Origin of the sequence: Nocardia sichangensis (genome assembly GCF_047200615.1) — a bacterium.
Taxonomy (GTDB): domain Bacteria; phylum Actinomycetota; class Actinomycetes; order Mycobacteriales; family Mycobacteriaceae; genus Nocardia; species Nocardia sichangensis.
The window spans coordinates 113,901-129,172 of sequence record NZ_JBJZOK010000011.1; the positions used below are offsets into that span (position 1 = coordinate 113,901).

General features: G+C 68.5%; 15 protein-coding genes and 1 pseudogene. 7 read left to right on the plus strand and 9 right to left on the minus strand.

Annotated features, from left to right (window positions below):
• Positions 1 to 2: 2 nt before the first annotated feature.
• Genes ACL03I_RS17565 through ACL03I_RS17575 form a run of 3 tightly spaced genes read right to left on the minus strand, consistent with a single transcriptional unit; the run spans position 3 to position 2,674 of the window.
• On the minus strand, positions 3 to 755 hold the full coding sequence (locus tag ACL03I_RS17565) for an amino acid ABC transporter ATP-binding protein (protein WP_355078343.1): 753 nt from the start codon (positions 753 to 755) through the stop codon (positions 3 to 5).
• A 32-nt stretch (positions 756 to 787) separates the two neighbouring features.
• Entirely contained in the window at positions 788 to 1,747 is a 960-nt protein-coding gene (locus ACL03I_RS17570) for an amino acid ABC transporter permease (RefSeq protein ID WP_355078232.1), read from the minus strand.
• Between the two features lie 3 nt (positions 1,748 to 1,750).
• Positions 1,751 to 2,674, minus strand: a complete 924-nt coding sequence (locus ACL03I_RS17575) for an ABC transporter substrate-binding protein (RefSeq protein ID WP_364430393.1) — start codon at positions 2,672 to 2,674, stop codon at positions 1,751 to 1,753.
• 714 nt (positions 2,675 to 3,388) lie between these two features.
• On the opposite strand from ACL03I_RS17575, the gene ACL03I_RS17580 reads away from it, so the two are divergent.
• Positions 3,389 to 3,850, plus strand: a complete 462-nt coding sequence (locus ACL03I_RS17580; RefSeq protein WP_355078234.1) for an SHOCT domain-containing protein — start codon at positions 3,389 to 3,391, stop codon at positions 3,848 to 3,850.
• Between the two features lie 18 nt (positions 3,851 to 3,868).
• On the opposite strand, the gene ACL03I_RS17585 is transcribed toward ACL03I_RS17580, so the two are convergent.
• Positions 3,869 to 4,195, minus strand: a complete 327-nt coding sequence (locus tag ACL03I_RS17585) for an SHOCT domain-containing protein (RefSeq protein WP_355078235.1) — start codon at positions 4,193 to 4,195, stop codon at positions 3,869 to 3,871.
• Between the two features lie 9 nt (positions 4,196 to 4,204).
• Positions 4,205 to 4,657, minus strand: coding sequence for a DUF6325 family protein (locus tag ACL03I_RS17590; RefSeq protein WP_364430402.1), 453 nt, complete (start codon positions 4,655 to 4,657; stop codon positions 4,205 to 4,207).
• A gap of 295 nt (positions 4,658 to 4,952) precedes the next feature.
• Here ACL03I_RS17590 and ACL03I_RS17595 point away from each other — a divergent pair, with 295 nt between their 5' ends.
• The 3 genes and pseudogenes from ACL03I_RS17595 (at position 4,953) to ACL03I_RS17605 (ending at position 8,233) form a co-directional block, all read left to right on the plus strand.
• On the plus strand, positions 4,953 to 5,432 hold the full coding sequence (locus ACL03I_RS17595) for a DUF7144 family membrane protein (RefSeq protein WP_356967835.1): 480 nt from the start codon (positions 4,953 to 4,955) through the stop codon (positions 5,430 to 5,432).
• Positions 5,433 to 5,490: 58 nt separating this feature from the next.
• On the plus strand, positions 5,491 to 6,903 hold the full coding sequence (locus ACL03I_RS17600) for a hypothetical protein (protein WP_412806488.1): 1,413 nt from the start codon (positions 5,491 to 5,493) through the stop codon (positions 6,901 to 6,903).
• A pseudogene (locus ACL03I_RS17605) lies at positions 6,903 to 8,233 on the plus strand (diacylglycerol/lipid kinase family protein). The gene ACL03I_RS17600 and the pseudogene ACL03I_RS17605 overlap by 1 nt, the downstream one beginning before the upstream one ends.
• Positions 8,234 to 8,236: 3 nt before the next feature.
• Here ACL03I_RS17605 and ACL03I_RS17610 read toward each other — a convergent pair.
• Complete coding sequence (locus ACL03I_RS17610) at positions 8,237 to 9,331, minus strand: isocitrate/isopropylmalate dehydrogenase family protein (protein WP_412806489.1); 1,095 nt, start codon at positions 9,329 to 9,331, stop codon at positions 8,237 to 8,239.
• 79 nt (positions 9,332 to 9,410) lie between these two features.
• Between ACL03I_RS17610 and ACL03I_RS17615 the strand changes: the two genes are divergently transcribed.
• On the plus strand, positions 9,411 to 9,941 hold the full coding sequence (locus ACL03I_RS17615) for a 2'-5' RNA ligase family protein (RefSeq protein ID WP_355078240.1): 531 nt from the start codon (positions 9,411 to 9,413) through the stop codon (positions 9,939 to 9,941).
• A 47-nt stretch (positions 9,942 to 9,988) separates the two neighbouring features.
• A complete protein-coding gene (gene trxA, locus ACL03I_RS17620) occupies positions 9,989 to 10,360 on the plus strand; it encodes a thioredoxin (protein ID WP_355078241.1) in 372 nt (123 codons plus the stop codon).
• A gap of 160 nt (positions 10,361 to 10,520) precedes the next feature.
• On the opposite strand, the gene ACL03I_RS17625 is transcribed toward trxA, so the two are convergent.
• Positions 10,521 to 10,958 carry a 2-isopropylmalate synthase gene (locus ACL03I_RS17625; RefSeq protein WP_355078242.1) on the minus strand — a complete coding sequence of 146 codons (438 nt, stop codon included), beginning with the start codon at positions 10,956 to 10,958 and terminating at the stop codon, positions 10,521 to 10,523.
• Positions 10,959 to 11,384: 426 nt separating this feature from the next.
• Between ACL03I_RS17625 and ACL03I_RS17630 the strand changes: the two genes are divergently transcribed.
• Positions 11,385 to 11,699 carry a DUF6191 domain-containing protein gene (locus ACL03I_RS17630; protein ID WP_412806490.1) on the plus strand — a complete coding sequence of 105 codons (315 nt, stop codon included), beginning with the start codon at positions 11,385 to 11,387 and terminating at the stop codon, positions 11,697 to 11,699.
• 70 nt (positions 11,700 to 11,769) lie between these two features.
• On the opposite strand, the gene ACL03I_RS17635 is transcribed toward ACL03I_RS17630, so the two are convergent.
• Together ACL03I_RS17635 and polA are read right to left on the minus strand one after the other, a co-directional pair.
• Positions 11,770 to 12,264 carry a beta-class carbonic anhydrase gene (locus ACL03I_RS17635; protein ID WP_355078244.1) on the minus strand — a complete coding sequence of 165 codons (495 nt, stop codon included), beginning with the start codon at positions 12,262 to 12,264 and terminating at the stop codon, positions 11,770 to 11,772.
• Between the two features lie 200 nt (positions 12,265 to 12,464).
• Positions 12,465 to 15,209, minus strand: coding sequence for a DNA polymerase I (gene polA, locus ACL03I_RS17640; RefSeq protein ID WP_364430418.1), 2,745 nt, complete (start codon positions 15,207 to 15,209; stop codon positions 12,465 to 12,467).
• Positions 15,210 to 15,272: the final 63 nt, after the last annotated feature.

Consider the following 15,272-nt stretch of genomic DNA (forward strand, 5'->3'; position numbering starts at 1 on the left):
CCTCAGAGCAGTCGCGAGAGGAACGCCTTGGTGCGCTCGTGCTGCGGATCCGCCAGCAGTTGTCTGGGCGGCCCCGACTCGACGACCACGCCGCCGTCCATGAACGCCAGCTGGTCGGCGACCTCGCGGGCGAATCCCATCTCATGGGTCACCACGACCATCGTCATGCCCGAGCGGGCCAGTTCCCGCATGACCGTGAGGACCTCACCGACCAGCTCCGGATCCAGCGCCGAGGTCGGCTCGTCGAACAGCATGAGCTTGGGGTCCATGGCCAGGGCACGGGCGATCGCGACGCGCTGCTGCTGCCCGCCGGACAGCTGCGCCGGGTAGGCGTTCGCCTTGTCCGCCAGCCCGACCCGGTCCAGCAGCTCACGCGCCCTGGTCACCGCCTCCGCTTTACGCACCTTCTTGACCTGGGTGGGCGCCTCGATGATGTTGTCCAGCGCGGTCCGGTGCGGGAACAGATTGAAATGCTGGAACACCATGCCGATCTCGCGGCGCTGCTTTGCCGCATCACGCGGGTGCATCTCGTAGAGCTTGTCGTTCTTCTCCCGGTAGCCCACGATCTCGCCGTCGACGTACAGCCTGCCCGCGTTCACCTGCTCCAGGTGATTGATGCAGCGCAGGAAGGTGGACTTACCCGAGCCGGACGGCCCGATCAGGCACAGCACTTCGCCGCGGCCCACCTCGAGGGAGACGCCCTTGAGCACCTGCAGTGCGCCGAAGTTCTTGCAGACCCGGTCCGCCAGGACCATCGGAGGGGCCGTGGTCTTCTCGACCTCCACGCTCATTTGGCCTTCTCCCCCTGCTGGGCGTCGGCCAGCTCCTGCAGCTGCTTGGTGGTCAGCGTGCGGGAGACGCCGCGCGAGTAGTAGCGCTCCAAGTAGTACTGCCCGACCATGAGCACACTCGTGATCGCCAGATACCAGGTGGCGGCGACCAACAGCAGCGGAATGGGCTGGAAGTTCACGCCGTAGATGTCCCGCGCCCGGCCGAACAGATCGGTGCTCAGCGGGATGCCGGTGACCAGCGAGGTGGTCTTCAGCATGCCGATGAGCTCGTTGCCGGTCGGCGGGATGATCACGCGCATGGCCTGCGGCAGCACCGTGCGGCGCATGGTCTGGCTCCAGGACATGCCGAGCGCCAGCGACGCTTCCCGCTGCCCTTCACCGACGGAATTGATCCCGGCCCGCACGATCTCGGCCATGTACGCCGCTTCGTTGAGCCCGAGGCCGAGGACGGCGAAGGCGAACGCGGCCTGGAGTTGCTGCACGTCGAGGTGGAAGAACTCCGGCCCGAACGGAACGCCGAGCTGGATCCGGCTGTACAGCGAGGGGACCAGCCCCCAGAACACCAGCTGCACGAACACCGGGGTGCCACGGAAGATCCAGAGGTACACCCATGCCGAGCTGCGCAATACCGGGTTCGGCGACAGCCGCATCACGGCCAGCACCGTTCCGAGCACGACCGCGATCGCCATCGCGCACACGGTGAGTTCCAGCGTGACGATCGCGCCTGCCGTGATCCTGGTGTCGAACAGGTACTTCCCATAGGTATCCCAGCGATAGGCCGGGTTCGTGGCGGCGCCGTAGACGAACAGCCCCACCAGGACGAGGATGACCGCCGCCGCTATCCAGCGCCCCGGCCTGCGCAGCGGAACCGCTTTGATCGGCTCCGGCTCCCGCGTCGAATCCGCTCCGCCGGGCCCGGGATCGCCGGGCGCCGGCCGAGTGTCGTTGTCCGTCATCGATCAGCTCACGGCGCCGTTGACGACGGACTTCGTGATCGCGCCTTCCTGCACGCCCCAGTTCTTCGTGATCTCGGCGTATTTGCCCGTGTCGATCAGGTGCTGGACCGCCTTCTGCAGCACGGCGGCCAGCGGCGCGCCCTTGGGCACCGCCCAGCCGTAGGGCGCGGAGTCGAACACCGGCCCCGCGTTCTCGATCTTGCCGCCGCTCTGCTTGATCGCGTACGCCGTCACCGGCGAATCGGCCGACATGGCGTCGACCTGACCGAGCACCAGCGCGTTGGTCGCGGCGCTCTGCTCGTCGAACGACTTGATATCGATGGCGGGTTTGCCCGCGGCGACGCACTTGGCGCTCTTGGCGGGCACCTCGTCGGTGTGCTCCACGGTGGTGGCCTGCACGGCGACCTTCTTGCCGCAGGCGTTCTCCGGATCGACCGGCTTGCCCTTCTGCTGGGCCCACTGGATGCCCGCGTTGAAGTAGGTGGTGAAGTCGACCTGCTGCTCACGTTCCTTGGAGTCGGTGATCGACGACATGCCCACGTCGTAGGTGCCCGCCTGGATCGAGGGGATGATCTTCTCGAAGGCCGACTCGAGGTACTCGGCCTTGACGCCGAGCACGGAGGCGATCGCGTCCATCAGGTCCACATCGAAGCCGACGATCCGGCCACTGGCGTCCTTGTACTCGTTCGGCTGGTAGGGGATGTTCACGCCGACGACGAGCCGGCCGGATTGCTTGATCTTGTCGGGGAGTTGTGCGGCGATCTCGTCGACCTTGTCCACCTGCACCTTGGCCACCGAGGGTCCGGTGTCCTCGGTGTTGGTGGTACATCCGGTCAGCACCAGTGCGCCCGCGGCGAGCGCGCCCGTGGCGGCTCGCAGGGCGCGCCTGCCGAGAAACGAACGATCAGACACAGCAGCCCTCCACATTTTGACTCCACGCTACCCGGGCGTCATCACCCGTTTGGCAATTTAAGCGACCGGGCCGCTCCGCGCTGGACAGTAATGCAACAGCAACACGATCTGCTCGCGCGCCCCGTGCCGGGGCGCCGGCGGGGAGACCCTACTCCGCCGGGTGCCGCTCCGCGGATCGAATGAACGACGTCGGCTCGGGCTCTGCGTCGGCCCGGTTCCGCCGCCGTACGCCGCGGCTCTTCCCACGCGTGCTGTCCGGGGCGTGGCGGTGGACACGGCGCTCACATCCGCGCACGCGGTCCATCGGACACCGGCTCCGTTCGCGCGACGACGCCGTTGCGGCACCGGCGCCGAATTCCCCGGCAATCTTGACGACGCCTCCGCCAGCGCCGATGATTATTTGCCGGTCTTTTCGGGCCGGACGAGTTTCTCCGGATCGACGGATGAACCGAACGACTGTCCGGACACTCGAAAATTGATGTGCCCTCGAATATTCGAGCGACACGGCGACGGTGAAACGTTCCCTCTTTCGGACGCTTCGCACCGACGCCCGCCCCGAGCACCGATGCGGGCTGCCCTACCGAACAAAGAGATATACGGCAGGCAGAGCCCGGCAAGCGCACAGAGAAAGGTTTTTTCCGGCCACCGGGCCGTCCGACGGTCCGATCCAGGACATGGTGAGCCGCGGATTTCGAATACGCCGCGGGCTCGTCAGAGGAGGTTCACATCATGGATTCGTTCTGGGACTACGTGTGGTACACGATCCTCGTATTCGCTTTCGTGGCATACCTGATCGTGCTGTTCCAGATTCTGGTCGATCTGTTCCGGGATCACTCCGTCTCGGGCTTCGCCAAAGCCGTGTGGGTGATCGCCTTGGTGGTCTTCCCTTACCTCGCGGCATTGGTCTACCTCGTCGTCCGGGGCCGGGGCATGGCCCTGCGCGCCCAACATGCCCAGGCAGAAGCGAAACAAGCCACCGACCAGTACATCCGGGAGGTGGCGGGCAGGTCTCCCGCGGAGAGCATCGCCGACGCCAAAGCCCTCCTCGACTCCGGCGCGATCACCGTGGCCGAATTCGAGCAACTCAAGGCCCAGGCACTGGCAGGACAGCAGCCCGGTGCGGCGCCGCAAGCAAGCGCGGCGCCGACGCCGCAACCGAGCGGGGCGCCCACCCGGCCTGCGGGTCGGTGACCAGCGCCGGTTTCGCGCTCAAGAAGCGAGGATGCGGGCCTTCTCGGCCTCGAATTCGGGTTCCGTGAGTACGCCCTGAGCTTTGAGTTCGGCGAGTTCCTTCAACGCGGTGATCCGGTCCATGCCCGCACCGCCGCCACTCGGCGGTGCGGGCGCGGGCTGCGGCGCGGCGGGTTGCTGCGCATACTGCTGCTGCGCGTACTGCTGTTGCGCGTACGGGTCGTACTGCGACTGTTCCTGCGCCGCCCAGCGTTCCCCCTGACGTCGGGAGACCCGATTGGAGACGGCGGTCGCGGTGCCCGCGACGACGGCGGTGCGGGCGACTCCGCGAAGCAAACCTGGCATGACTGTCTCCTATCGACTCTGTGCCTCGAGGGCATCCAACGACGACAAAAGGCTTTGCACCGGGATGCGCCCGGAGGCCACGAGCTGAGCGCCGTTGCGGCGCAACGCGGACGCGAAAGGCGCCGCCCACCTGTTCTCGTAGACCAGGATCGCGGCCGAACATCCCGGTTCGAGCGCCGCCCCGGCTTCCCTGCGGTCGGCTTCGTCGAGCAGGCCCGAGCCCGCCTCCGCGAACAGGGTGATGTCGAAGTCCCCTTCGAGTCCCATGTCGGCGATGTCGATTCCGGTGAGGGAACCGTCGGTGTCCTTGCGGACGAACGCCAGATCGAGGACCCGGACTATGCCGCGCTCGACGAGGTCGGCCAGCATGGGCAGCGCCGAACCGTCCGGGGGTCGATCCGGGGGAAATTCGATAACGAGATAGTCAATAGGGCCTATCGCGTCGATATCGGTATCGGTCACCGGAAGCCTCTTTTCCGTTGCGAAATGGAGAAATTCGTTCGAATCGGGCCGCCGTGCCGATCGGCCTCCCACAGGTCTCCCGGAATACGCACCGGCATCCCGGATCCGAGAAATGACAACTTCGAACTCGGCTGCCATCCCGATGCTAATCTCAGTCATAGCGTACGCCGCCGACCGCCACCCGGTCGCGAAACCTTCAGCCCGGCCCGGACCCTCAGGTTCGAAGCCCGTCCCGACATGGCGTGCATGCGCACATCCCATGCCGATACGAAATTGTCGCGAAAGGGAACCGCAAATGTCGCAACACACGCCTGTGGGCCAGGAAAACCACCGCGTCCGGCAAGGCATCGCCGCGGGCACATCGATTGCGGCCGCGATCATACTGACCACCGTCGGGTTCCTTCAGCTGTTCCAAGGAATCTCGGCGGTCGCCGAGGACGAGTTGTTCGTCCAGGGTCAGCAGTACACCTTCAAATTCGACTTCACCGCCTGGGGATGGACGCACATCGTGCTCGGCGTGGTGATGATCGTCGTCGGCATCGCGTTGATGACCGGCGCGACCTGGGCGCGGGTGTCGGCGATCGTCATCGCGGCGCTGTCGATCATCGCCAACTTCCTGTGGCTGCCGTACTACCCGGGTTGGTCCATCCTGATCATCGCGCTGGACGTGGTGGTGATCTGGGCCGTCACGACGTGGAACCCGGAGACCACGTTCCAGGGGCCGGGTTCCGCCGCCGGCCCCGGAGCGCCGCCCTCCGGCTCGGCGACGGCCTGAGCAGCGCGGCTGCCGGTCGCGTCCCGCAGCCCGAATCCGTTCCTGGAGTGAGGAACCCATGGATTCCAACGCGAGTGACAATGCGCCCGAACGTCGGCTGAGCGCGGACGAACGCGCCGAGCTCGAGCGCCTGCGCGCCGAGGTCGCCGCGCTGCGGACGGAGGCGCGCGGTGCGCCGCCGCGGGTGTCGCGGCCACCGCGGCATGCGTGGCGGTGGACCGCGGTGGTGATATTGACGGTGCTGGTCGCCGTCCTGGCGATCACCACGGTGCTGGCGCGCTTCGTGCGCGGCGAGATCCTCGACACCGACCGGTACCTGAGCACGGTGGCGCCGCTGGGGTCGGATCCGGCGCTGCAGACGGAGGTGGCCGACACGGTCACCGACGAGATCTTCGCTCGCGTCGACATCGAGGGCCTGACCGCGGACGCCCTGGCCGCGCTGACCGACGCCGTTCCGGCGACCGCGAACCGGCCTCGGGTGGACCGGGCGGTCGAGGGTCTGGCGCCGGTGATCACGCAGCAGGCCCGCGGCTTCGTCAACGACACCGTGCTGTCGTTCGTGCGCAGCGACCAATTCGAGGATCTGTGGGTGCAAGCCAACCGCGCCGCCCACACCGCGCTGGTGGGGGTGCTGACCGGCCACGTCGGCCCGCAGTCGGTGACCGTCGACGAGAACGGCACGGTGAGCCTCTCGCTGCGCACCGTGATCGAGAACGTCAAGGCGCGGCTGATCGATCGCGGCTTCACGTTCGCCGAGAAGATCCCCGCGGTCGACAAACAGTTCGTGTTGTTCCGGTCGCCGGAACTGGTACGGGCGCAACGGGCGGTCGACAATCTCGACAAAGCTTCGGCAGTGCTGCCGTGGGTGACGATCGCGGCCGCTGTGGCCGCGATCGCCGCAGCACCCGTCGGCCGTCGCCGCCGCGCCCTGGCCTTCGTGGGTCTCGCGCTTGCGGTGGGCATGCTGATCTTGGCGATCGCGCTGATGATCGCGCGAGCGGTGTATTTGGACAGAATGCCGCCCGATGTGCTGTCCCCGGACGCGGCCACCGTTCTCATCGACACGGTGCTGGTTCCGCTGCGGACCGCGCTGCGCGGGGTCGCCGTGCTCGGTCTCGTGATCGCGGTGGGCGCTTACCTCACCGGAGGCTCGGCCTCGGCCACCGTGGTGCGCCGCGATTTCGGGCGTGCCATGGACGCGGTACAGCGACTGCGGCGATCGCGTCCGCCGAACCCCGTGGAGACCTGGGCTTTCCGGGCGCGCACCGCGCTGCGCTGCGCGATCATCGGCATCGCCGCGCTGCTGCTGGTGTTCTGGCGCTACCCCACCGGTCTCGTGGTGGTGTGGATCGTCCTGGGCGCGCTGCTGACGCTGCTCCTGCTGGAGCTGTTGATTCGTCCCGCTCGGGCCTGGCAACAACCAGCCGAGCCCGAAACGAAGGACGGGGCCACGGCCGGGACCGGTACGTGATGGCGGGAGCGGAATGCCGCTCGGCGCAGCCGCCGATGGCTGGGCAGTGGTGGGCCAGGGCGGCATTCGCCGCCGTGATCGCCGCGGCCGTGCTGCCACTCGCGGTGGCCGGGCTGCTCGGTCTGCTCACCTTGCTGATCGCCGTGACGGGCGGCGTCGCGGTCGGCGTCGCCGGAATCTACTGGTCCTTGGTCAACCGTGGCGCGGTGCGGGTCGCTTCGGCGGCTCTGGCGATCCTGGCGCCGGTCGCGGTGGCGCTTCTCTTCGTCCGGGAGCGTCAGCTGTGGGTGGTGCTGGTCTCCGGAGCCCTGGTCGCGGTGGCCGTGGCGTGCGCACGCCGGGCATTGCGGAACGATCCCGGCGAGTCACGACTGCCCGAGTTCCCCGCCGCCCCGGCACAACACCCGTTCCTGGTGATGAATCCCCGCTCCGGCGGGGGCAAGGTGGTCGAGTTCGAGCTGCCACGCAAGGCCAGGGAACTCGGCGCCGAAGTGGCGCTGCTGTCCGGGTCGCATCCGATCGATGTCGCCGCGCTGGCCCGGCGAGCGGTTCAGCGGGGCGCCGACCTCCTCGGCGTGGCAGGCGGCGACGGAACGCAGGCCTCGGTCGCGGCGGTCGCCGCGGAACACCGGCTACCGTTCGTGGTGATCGGCGCCGGTACACGAAACCATTTCGCGCGTGATCTCGGACTGGATACGAAGAACCCGGCCGCGGGCTTGGCTGCGCTGCGCGACGGTGTCGAGATCCTAATCGACCTCGGCACCGTCAACGGGCGCACGTTCGTCAACAACGCCTCCTTCGGCGTCTACGCGGAGGTGGTGCGGAGTCCGCAGATCGCGACGACAAGACCGGGACCGTGTTGCGCCTGCTACCCGACCTGCTCGGACGTGGCTCCGACACCGGGTTGCGAGCGCGCATCGGCAACGTGTCCGTGGACGGGCCCCAGGCGGTCCTGGTCAGCAACGGCCCTTACGCCACCGGCGATCTCGCGGGCCTCGGCCGCCGCGCCCGGTTGGACGCGGGCCTGCTCGGCGTGGTGACGGTCACGGTGGCGAGCACGCGCCAAGCGGTGGGCCTGCTGCGGAGGGCGCACGATCGCGGTCTGGTGCGGCTCACCGCCACCGAGGTGGTCGTCGACGCGGACCGGGCCGAGATCCCGGCCGGTGTGGACGGCGAATCCCTCCGCCTCGAAACGCCGGTGCGCTGCGCGATCTCGCCGGGCGCGCTGCGGGTGCGGGTGCCGCGGACCCGGCCGGGCACGCGGGTGCCGCCACCGACGCTGAACTGGGCGCGGTTGCGAGAACTGGCCGGGCCGCGCAAATTTCGCTGACCGCTACCTGCGATGCACCCTGGCGCAAACCTGCTCGGTGAATTCGCTGGTGGATGCCAGTCCGCCGAGGTCGGCGGTGGCGATGCCCGCCTCGAAGGTCGCGGCGACGGCGCGTTCGATCCGCTCGCCCGCCCGCGCCAGGGTCATCTCGGCGTCCCGGGTCGCCAGCCAGCGCAAGAGCATCGCCGCCGACAGTTGCAGCGCCACCGGGTTCGCCCGGTTGTGCCCGGCCAGCGACGGGGCCGCGCCGTGCACCGCCTGCGCCATGGCCGCGGTGGCCGAACAGTTGAGCGACGCGGCCAGCCCGAGCGATCCGCTCAACTCACCGGCCAGGTCGGACAGGATGTCGCCGAACAGGTTCTCGGTGACCAGGACGTCGTAGTCGGAGGCGGCGCGGACCAAGTGCGCGGCCGCCGCGTCGACGTGTTCCTCATCGACCTCGATTCCCGGGTAGTCCTGGCCGACCGCACGGCAGACGTCGCGGAACAGGCCCATGGTCAGGGGCAGGACGTTGGCCTTGTGCACGATCGTCACCCGTTTGCGCCGGGTCGCGGCCAGCCGGAACGCCTGATGCGCGATCCGCTCGCAGGCGGCCCGGGTCACCAGTCCGACCGACATCGCGATGTCCGGCGTCGGCCGGAATTCCCCCGACCCGGCGAACATGTTGCGGTCGGCATAGAACCCCTCGCTGTTCTCCCGCACGATCACCAGGTCGATATCCGGGGCCGCCGCGTGCACACCCGCGAAGGCCCGCGCGGGACGGATGTTGGCGTAGAGGTCGAAATGCTTGCGGATCACCCCGCCCGGCGCGACGCGATGTTCGGCCGGATAGGACGCGTTGTCGTGCGGGCCGAGAATCCACGCGTCCACACCGGCCAGCTGCTCGAGCGTCTGCTCGGGCAGCGGAGTGCCGAACTCGGCGATGGCCTGGTGTCCCATGGCCAGTGGCACCCACTCGACCGGGGCGGCGCCCGCCGCGGACAGCGCCTCGTCGACGACCTGCCTAGCGGATCGCACCACCTCGGGGCCGATGCCGTCGCCGTCGATCAGGCCGAGTCGCAGTGCCCGGTGCGCCCGGGGTCGCTTCACGTCGTTCACCGGGACATCCTCCCGCCGGCGCGCCCGGCCGCCGGAACCGGCCCGCGGACACGCCGGTTGCGGCTACCTTCGGGAGACCATGGTGCAGTCGGTCGAACTACTCCTCGACGAGGCCGCCGACACGGAGATCCGCCGCCAGTGGCAACTGCTGGCGGAAGCAGGCGTGCCGAGCCTCGCCGCGCGCACCGACGAGTCCAACCGCCCGCACATCACCGCAGGGGTGGCCAGGCAGATCTGGCCGCGCATCGAGCAGGCGCTGGACGAGCAGGCCTTCGCGCCGATCCCCGTGCGGCTCGGCGGGCTGGTGGTCTTCGGCGCCCGCCGCTCCATCCTGGTGCGGATGGTGGTCCCGTCCGAGGCACTGCTCGCCCTGCACCGCCGGATCTTCCACACGATCTCCCCGTGCCCCGGCGTTCCGGCCAACCTGCATCCGGACGCGTGGACCCCGCACATCACCCTCGCCAGACGGGTGCCCCCGCACCAGCTCGGCGAGGCCATCCACGCCGTCGCGCGGGACCGGGATTTCCCCGCGACGGTGCTGGGTATCCGTCGATGGGACGGGGATCAGCGGCGCGAGTGGCCGGTCGGCCGGATCCGTCGTGGAAGATAACCGAGGCAGCCCGCGTTGTAGCAGGCACACCGAAACGAGAGGACGTCATGGCCACCCAGACGCTGACCCAGCACAATTTCGATGAGGTAGTCACCGGAAACGACGTGGTACTCGTCGATTTCTGGGCCGATTGGTGCGGCCCGTGCAAGAGTTTCGCACCGACTTTCGAGGCCTCCTCCACCAAGCACCCCGACGTGGTGCACGGAAAGGTCGACACCGAATCCGAGCAGGGCCTCGCGGCGGCTGCCAACATCCGCTCCATCCCGACCATCATGGCTTTCCGGGAGGGCGTGCTGGTGTTCGCGCAGCCCGGCGCGCTGCCGCCCGCGGCGCTCGAGGACCTGGTGACCCAGGTCAAGGCGCTGGACATGGACGAGGTGCGCAAGCAGCTCGCCGAGCAGCAGAAGGCCGAACAGTAGTTCGCGTGGCGCGGTGCGGCACTGCGCCACAACGGAATTCACTCGGGCCCGGGGACGGACACGCGAAAGCGGCAGTCCGTGTCCGGGCCTGTCGCACGTCAGTGGCCGGGCGCGAACCTCGGGGCGGCAGGCCGCCGCCCCGAGGCCGAATGACCCGATGTCAGGACACGCCGAGCAGGTTGACGCCCGCGATCATGGCGCGGACCGTCGACTCGGCGCCGTCGTCGGCGATCGCCGCGCCCCAGCCGCGCCTGCCGTTGCATTCGCACTGCACGAAGGTGGCGGTGCCCTCGGCGGTGCGCCGCTGGTGGAATTGCAGGATCTCGACGGGGTAGCCCTCCTCGTAGAGGGCCGAGGTCATCGCCGCGACGGGGCTGCCGGTGGCGACGACGGTCCGCAGATGCCCGGCGAACTCCAGCGTGGCGGTGAACTCCGCGGTTCTGGCGCCCGCGGGCGACCACTCGCCGAGCCGGATCGGACCGCCGTGCGCACAGTAACGGCTGTGGAACTGCGCCGAGGTCAGCCCGGTGGCTTCGGCCCGTAGGCCCTTGGGCGCGGCGGCCTGGAACATGTCTGTATCAAGAGTCAGGATGGTCATTGAAAGTAGGTCTTCCCGAAGAATGTCGTGGCTCAGTTGACAGAGGGGACCAGCACTAACAAGTGGAAATGCCCGCAGCGAGGGGGCCGGCCCGAATCAGACCCCGCTACGGCGGGCTACTACGAGAACTCGGGGAAGCGGCGCCACCATCGCGGTGAGCGGAAGTAGCTCGGCGCGATCCTCGGACACGGAGGCGGTAGCCTGCGTTGCCACGGAGGGCCCGATGAGCGACGCCGAAAGCAAAGCGCTGTCGCGGTCTGCGACATGGAGCGCTGCGCTGCGGCGGTCGGCGGGTTTCGGCACGGCATCGAGGATAGGGACATCGCGGCGCAATAGCAACCACATTCGATGCCCGAATTGTCTACTGGCGAGTATCAAACGTGCAGTTCAGCGCGGTGCGGCCAGGGCGAGGGTAGCGTCGGTGACATGGGTCTCCTCGTGGCGATGACCATTCCCGGTCTGGCCGTCCTGCTCATCCTGTTCGCCTTCGCCGAAGTCGCCTGGAACAAACTCACCGGCGGCCGCGCGCTGCCCTGGACCCGCAAGCGGTCGGCGCTTCCGGTCGCGGCGGCGGGGTTCGAAGAGGTCACGGCGGTTTTCCAAGGCGGCAAGCACCACGAGTTCGAGCAGCGGATGACGACGCTGATGCATCGGAAGGACGCATCCGACGGCGCGCCACCCCGCGACGAGGTGGATCTCGGCGCCGGATCGGCGCGCCTGATCGTGCGACAGCCCTCGTGAAATACGCCACAACGCAGTGCGATCCGGGTGACTTCACCCGGATCCCACTGGCGCAGTGTGAAATTCGTCCCTATCGGGGCAGAACCTCGTTCAGCTTTCCGGTGGCGACGTCGAAGACGAAGCCGCGGATGGAGTCCTTGTGCGGCACGAACGGGCTCGCGACGATGCGCGCGATCGATTGGCGCACATCGGTTTCCAGGTCCGAGAAAGCCTCAGCCGACCACTCGGGCTTGATGCCGGTCTCCTCCTGGATGCTCGCCTTGAAGTCGTCGTCGGTGAAGGTGAGCATGCCGCAGTCGGTGTGGTGGATCAGGATGATCTCCCTGGTTCCCAGCAGCCGCTGGCTGATGGCCAGCGAGCGGATCTCGTCGGCTGTGACGACGCCGCCGGCGTTGCGGATGACGTGCGCCTCGCCCTCGGCGAGGCCGAGCGCGCCGTAGACATTGAGCCGCGCGTCCATACACGCGACCACGGCCACGCCCTTCGCGGGCGGCAGCGGCAGCGGGCCTTGGAAGGTGCTCGCGTACGCCGCGTTGTTCTCCAGGTACTCATCGGTGACAGTCATGGGCCATCCCCTGCGCTCGGTATGCGTGAATCCCTATGTATGACCAGCCCCACGGTAGGTGGCCGCGCGGCACGGGACATGGATCCCGTTCACCGTGATTCGTTTACTTGCGCGCGGTGGCCCGATGATAGCTCTCGGGATGCCCGATGCCGGGCCCGTGCGGTGGGGCCCGGCATGTCGGTGCGGTGTGCCCGCGCCGGTCAGTGCGCGGCCGAGTCCCAGCTGCGGCCGACGCCGACGGAGACCTCCAGCGGCACCGAGAGGGCGATCGCGGCGGACATCTGCTCACACGCCAGCGCCTCGAGCGTCTCTCGTTCCCCGTCGGCGACCTCGAACAGCAGTTCGTCGTGGATCTGCAACAGCATCCTGGAGCGCAAACCCGCCTCGCGCATCGCCCGGTGCACGTTGATCATCGCCACCTTGATGATGTCGGCCGCGGTGCCCTGGATGGGGGCGTTGAGCGCCATCCGTTCGGCGGCCTCCCGGCGCTGCCGGTTGCTGGAATCCAGATCGGGCAGGTACCGGCGGCGGCCGAACAGCGTCTCGGTGTAGCCGACCTTGCGTGCCTGCTCCACCACCTCGTACAGATAGTCGCGGATGCGGCCGAAGCGGGCGAAGTAGACCTCCATCTGCTCCTTCGCCTCGGTGGTGCTGATCTTCAGCTGCGCGGACAGACCGTAGGAGCTCAACCCGTAGGCCAGGCCGTAGGACATCGCCTTGATCCGGCGGCGCAGTTCCGGGCTCACCTCGGAGATCGGGATGTCGAAGGCCTTCGACGCCACGAAGCTGTGCAGGTCCTCCCCCGAGTTGAACGCCTCGATCAGGCCCTCGTCCCCGGACAGGTGCGCCATGATCCGCATCTCGATCTGGCTGTAGTCGGCGGTCATCAGCGACTGGTACCCGGAGCCGACCACGAAGGTGTCGCGGATCTGCCTGCCGGTATCGGTGCGGATCGGGATGTTCTGCAAATTCGGTTCGGTGGAGGACAGCCGCCCGGTGGCCGCGATCGTCTGGTTGAACGTGGTGTGGATGCGACCGTCCTCGGCGACGCACTTGAGCAGGCCGTCGACGGTGACCTTCAAGCGCGTGGCGTCGCGGTGCGTGAGCAGATGCTCCAGGAAGGGGTGCTGGGTCTTCTCGTAGAGCGATTCCAACGCGTCCGCGTCGGTGGTGTAGCCGGTCTTGGTGCGCTTGGTCTTCGGCATGTCCAGCTCGTCGAACAACACCACCTGCAATTGCTTGGGCGAGCCCAGGTTGATCTGCTTGCCGATCACCTCGTAGGCCGCCTCGGCCGCCTCGGCCACCCGGTCGGCGAACTGCCGCTGCAGCGTCGCCAACTGGTCGGTGTCCACCGCGATGCCCGCTTCCTCCAAGGTGGACAGCACACCCAGCAGCGGCAGCTCCATGTCCGCCAGCAGCGGGGTGGACTCGATCTGGGCCAGTTCCCCGTCGAGCGCGTCGGCCAGGTCGGCGACGGCACGCGCGCGCAGCATCTGCGCCCGCGCGAGCTCGGCGTCGACGGCGTCCTCGTCGTCGAGGAGCGACAACTGCGCGGTCTCGCCGGTCTCGGCGCGCAACTCGCGGTGCAGGTAGCGCAGTGACAGGTCGTCGAGGTTGAACGTGCGCTGGCCCGGGCGGACCAGATACGCCGCCAGCGCGGTGTCGCTGGTCAGCCCGCCCAGTGCCCAGCCGCGGCCGCGCAGGGCGTGCAGGGCGGCCTTGGCCTCGTGCAGCGCCTTCGGCACGGCCGGGTCGGCCAGCCAGGCGCCCAGCGCCGCCTCGTCCTCGGGGGTGAGCACCGTGACGTCGATGTAGCCGCTCTCGCCGTCACCTGCGGCGATGGCGAGCGCACGAACGTCACCGCCGGCCGGGGAGCCGGTGCCGAGGATCGAGACACCGTGGCGCACACCGGCTTTCGCGTGCTCGGCGAGCCAGTCCGCGACCGCGCCGATCTCCAGCGCGCCGCCGCTGATCTCGAAACCGGCCTCCGCCTCCGGCTCCGGCGGAGCCAGCGTCTCGAACAGCCGGTCGCGCAGCACGCGGAACTCGAGATCGTCGAACAGCTGATGGATCTTCTCGCGATCCCACGGCCCCTGCGCCAGCTGATCGGGGGTGTACGGCAGCGGCACCTCCCGCATCAGCTCGGTGAGCTGCCGGTTGAGCACCACGCTGCTCAGATTGGCCCGCAGCGCGTCGCCGACCTTGCCTTTCACCTGGTCGACCTTCTCGACCAGCGTGTTCAGGTCGCCGTACTCGCGGATCCACTTGGCCGCGGTCTTCTCCCCCACGCCGGGAATGCCGGGCAGGTTGTCACTCGGATCGCCGCGCAGCGCCGCGTAGTCGGGGTACTGGTTGGGCGTGAGGCCGTATTTGGCCATCACTTCGTCAGGGGTGAACCGGGTGAGGTCGGACACGCCCTTGCGCGGGTACAGCACCGTGACGTTCTCGTTCACCAACTGGATGGAGTCCCGGTCGCCGGTGACGATGAGCACGCGGAAACCCGCGGCCGTCGCCTGCGTGGTGAGCGTGGCGATGATGTCGTCGGCCTCGAAGCCCTCGATCGCCATCACCGGAATGCCCAGCGCGCCCAATACGTCCTTGGTGAGTTCCACCTGCCCGCGGAACTCGTCCGGCGTGGTGGTGCGGTTGGCTTTGTACTCCGGATACGCCTCGGCGCGGAAGGTCTGGCGCGACACGTCGAACGCCGCGGCCACGTGCGTCGGCTTCTCGTCGCGCAGCAGGTTGATCAGCATCGCGGTGAAGCCGTAGACCGCGTTGGTGGTCTGCCCGGTGACCGTCTTGAAATTCTCCGCCGGTAGCGCGAAGAACGCGCGATAGGCGATCGAATGCCCGTCCAGCAACAGCAGCGTCGGCCGGTCTCCCGAGCCGGGATCGCCGGAGCCGGACGCGGGGGCAGGACGCGGAGCGGTCGTGGGTGAACTCACGCCCCAGAGTCTAGGGACCGGCACCGACAAGGCGATACGCCGACACCCGGCAGCCGGAGCCGC

Excerpts from the sequence above, each read along its gene's own strand:
- ACL03I_RS17565 (WP_355078343.1), bottom strand. The coding sequence starts at position 755 with ATGGTCCTGGCGGACCGGGTCTGCAAGAACTTCGGCGCACTGCAGGTG.
- ACL03I_RS17570 (WP_355078232.1), bottom strand. The coding sequence starts at position 1,747 with ATGACGGACAACGACACTCGGCCGGCGCCCGGCGATCCCGGGCCCGGC.
- ACL03I_RS17575 (WP_364430393.1), bottom strand. The coding sequence starts at position 2,674 with ATGTGGAGGGCTGCTGTGTCTGATCGTTCGTTTCTCGGCAGGCGCGCC.
- ACL03I_RS17580 (WP_355078234.1), top strand. The coding sequence starts at position 3,389 with ATGGATTCGTTCTGGGACTACGTGTGGTACACGATCCTCGTATTCGCT.
- ACL03I_RS17585 (WP_355078235.1), bottom strand. The coding sequence starts at position 4,195 with ATGCCAGGTTTGCTTCGCGGAGTCGCCCGCACCGCCGTCGTCGCGGGC.
- ACL03I_RS17595 (WP_356967835.1), top strand. The coding sequence starts at position 4,953 with ATGTCGCAACACACGCCTGTGGGCCAGGAAAACCACCGCGTCCGGCAA.
- ACL03I_RS17600 (WP_412806488.1), top strand. The coding sequence starts at position 5,491 with ATGGATTCCAACGCGAGTGACAATGCGCCCGAACGTCGGCTGAGCGCG.
- ACL03I_RS17615 (WP_355078240.1), top strand. The coding sequence starts at position 9,411 with ATGGTGCAGTCGGTCGAACTACTCCTCGACGAGGCCGCCGACACGGAG.
- trxA (WP_355078241.1), top strand. The coding sequence starts at position 9,989 with ATGGCCACCCAGACGCTGACCCAGCACAATTTCGATGAGGTAGTCACC.
- ACL03I_RS17625 (WP_355078242.1), bottom strand. The coding sequence starts at position 10,958 with ATGACCATCCTGACTCTTGATACAGACATGTTCCAGGCCGCCGCGCCC.
- ACL03I_RS17630 (WP_412806490.1), top strand. The coding sequence starts at position 11,385 with ATGGGTCTCCTCGTGGCGATGACCATTCCCGGTCTGGCCGTCCTGCTC.
- ACL03I_RS17635 (WP_355078244.1), bottom strand. The coding sequence starts at position 12,264 with ATGACTGTCACCGATGAGTACCTGGAGAACAACGCGGCGTACGCGAGC.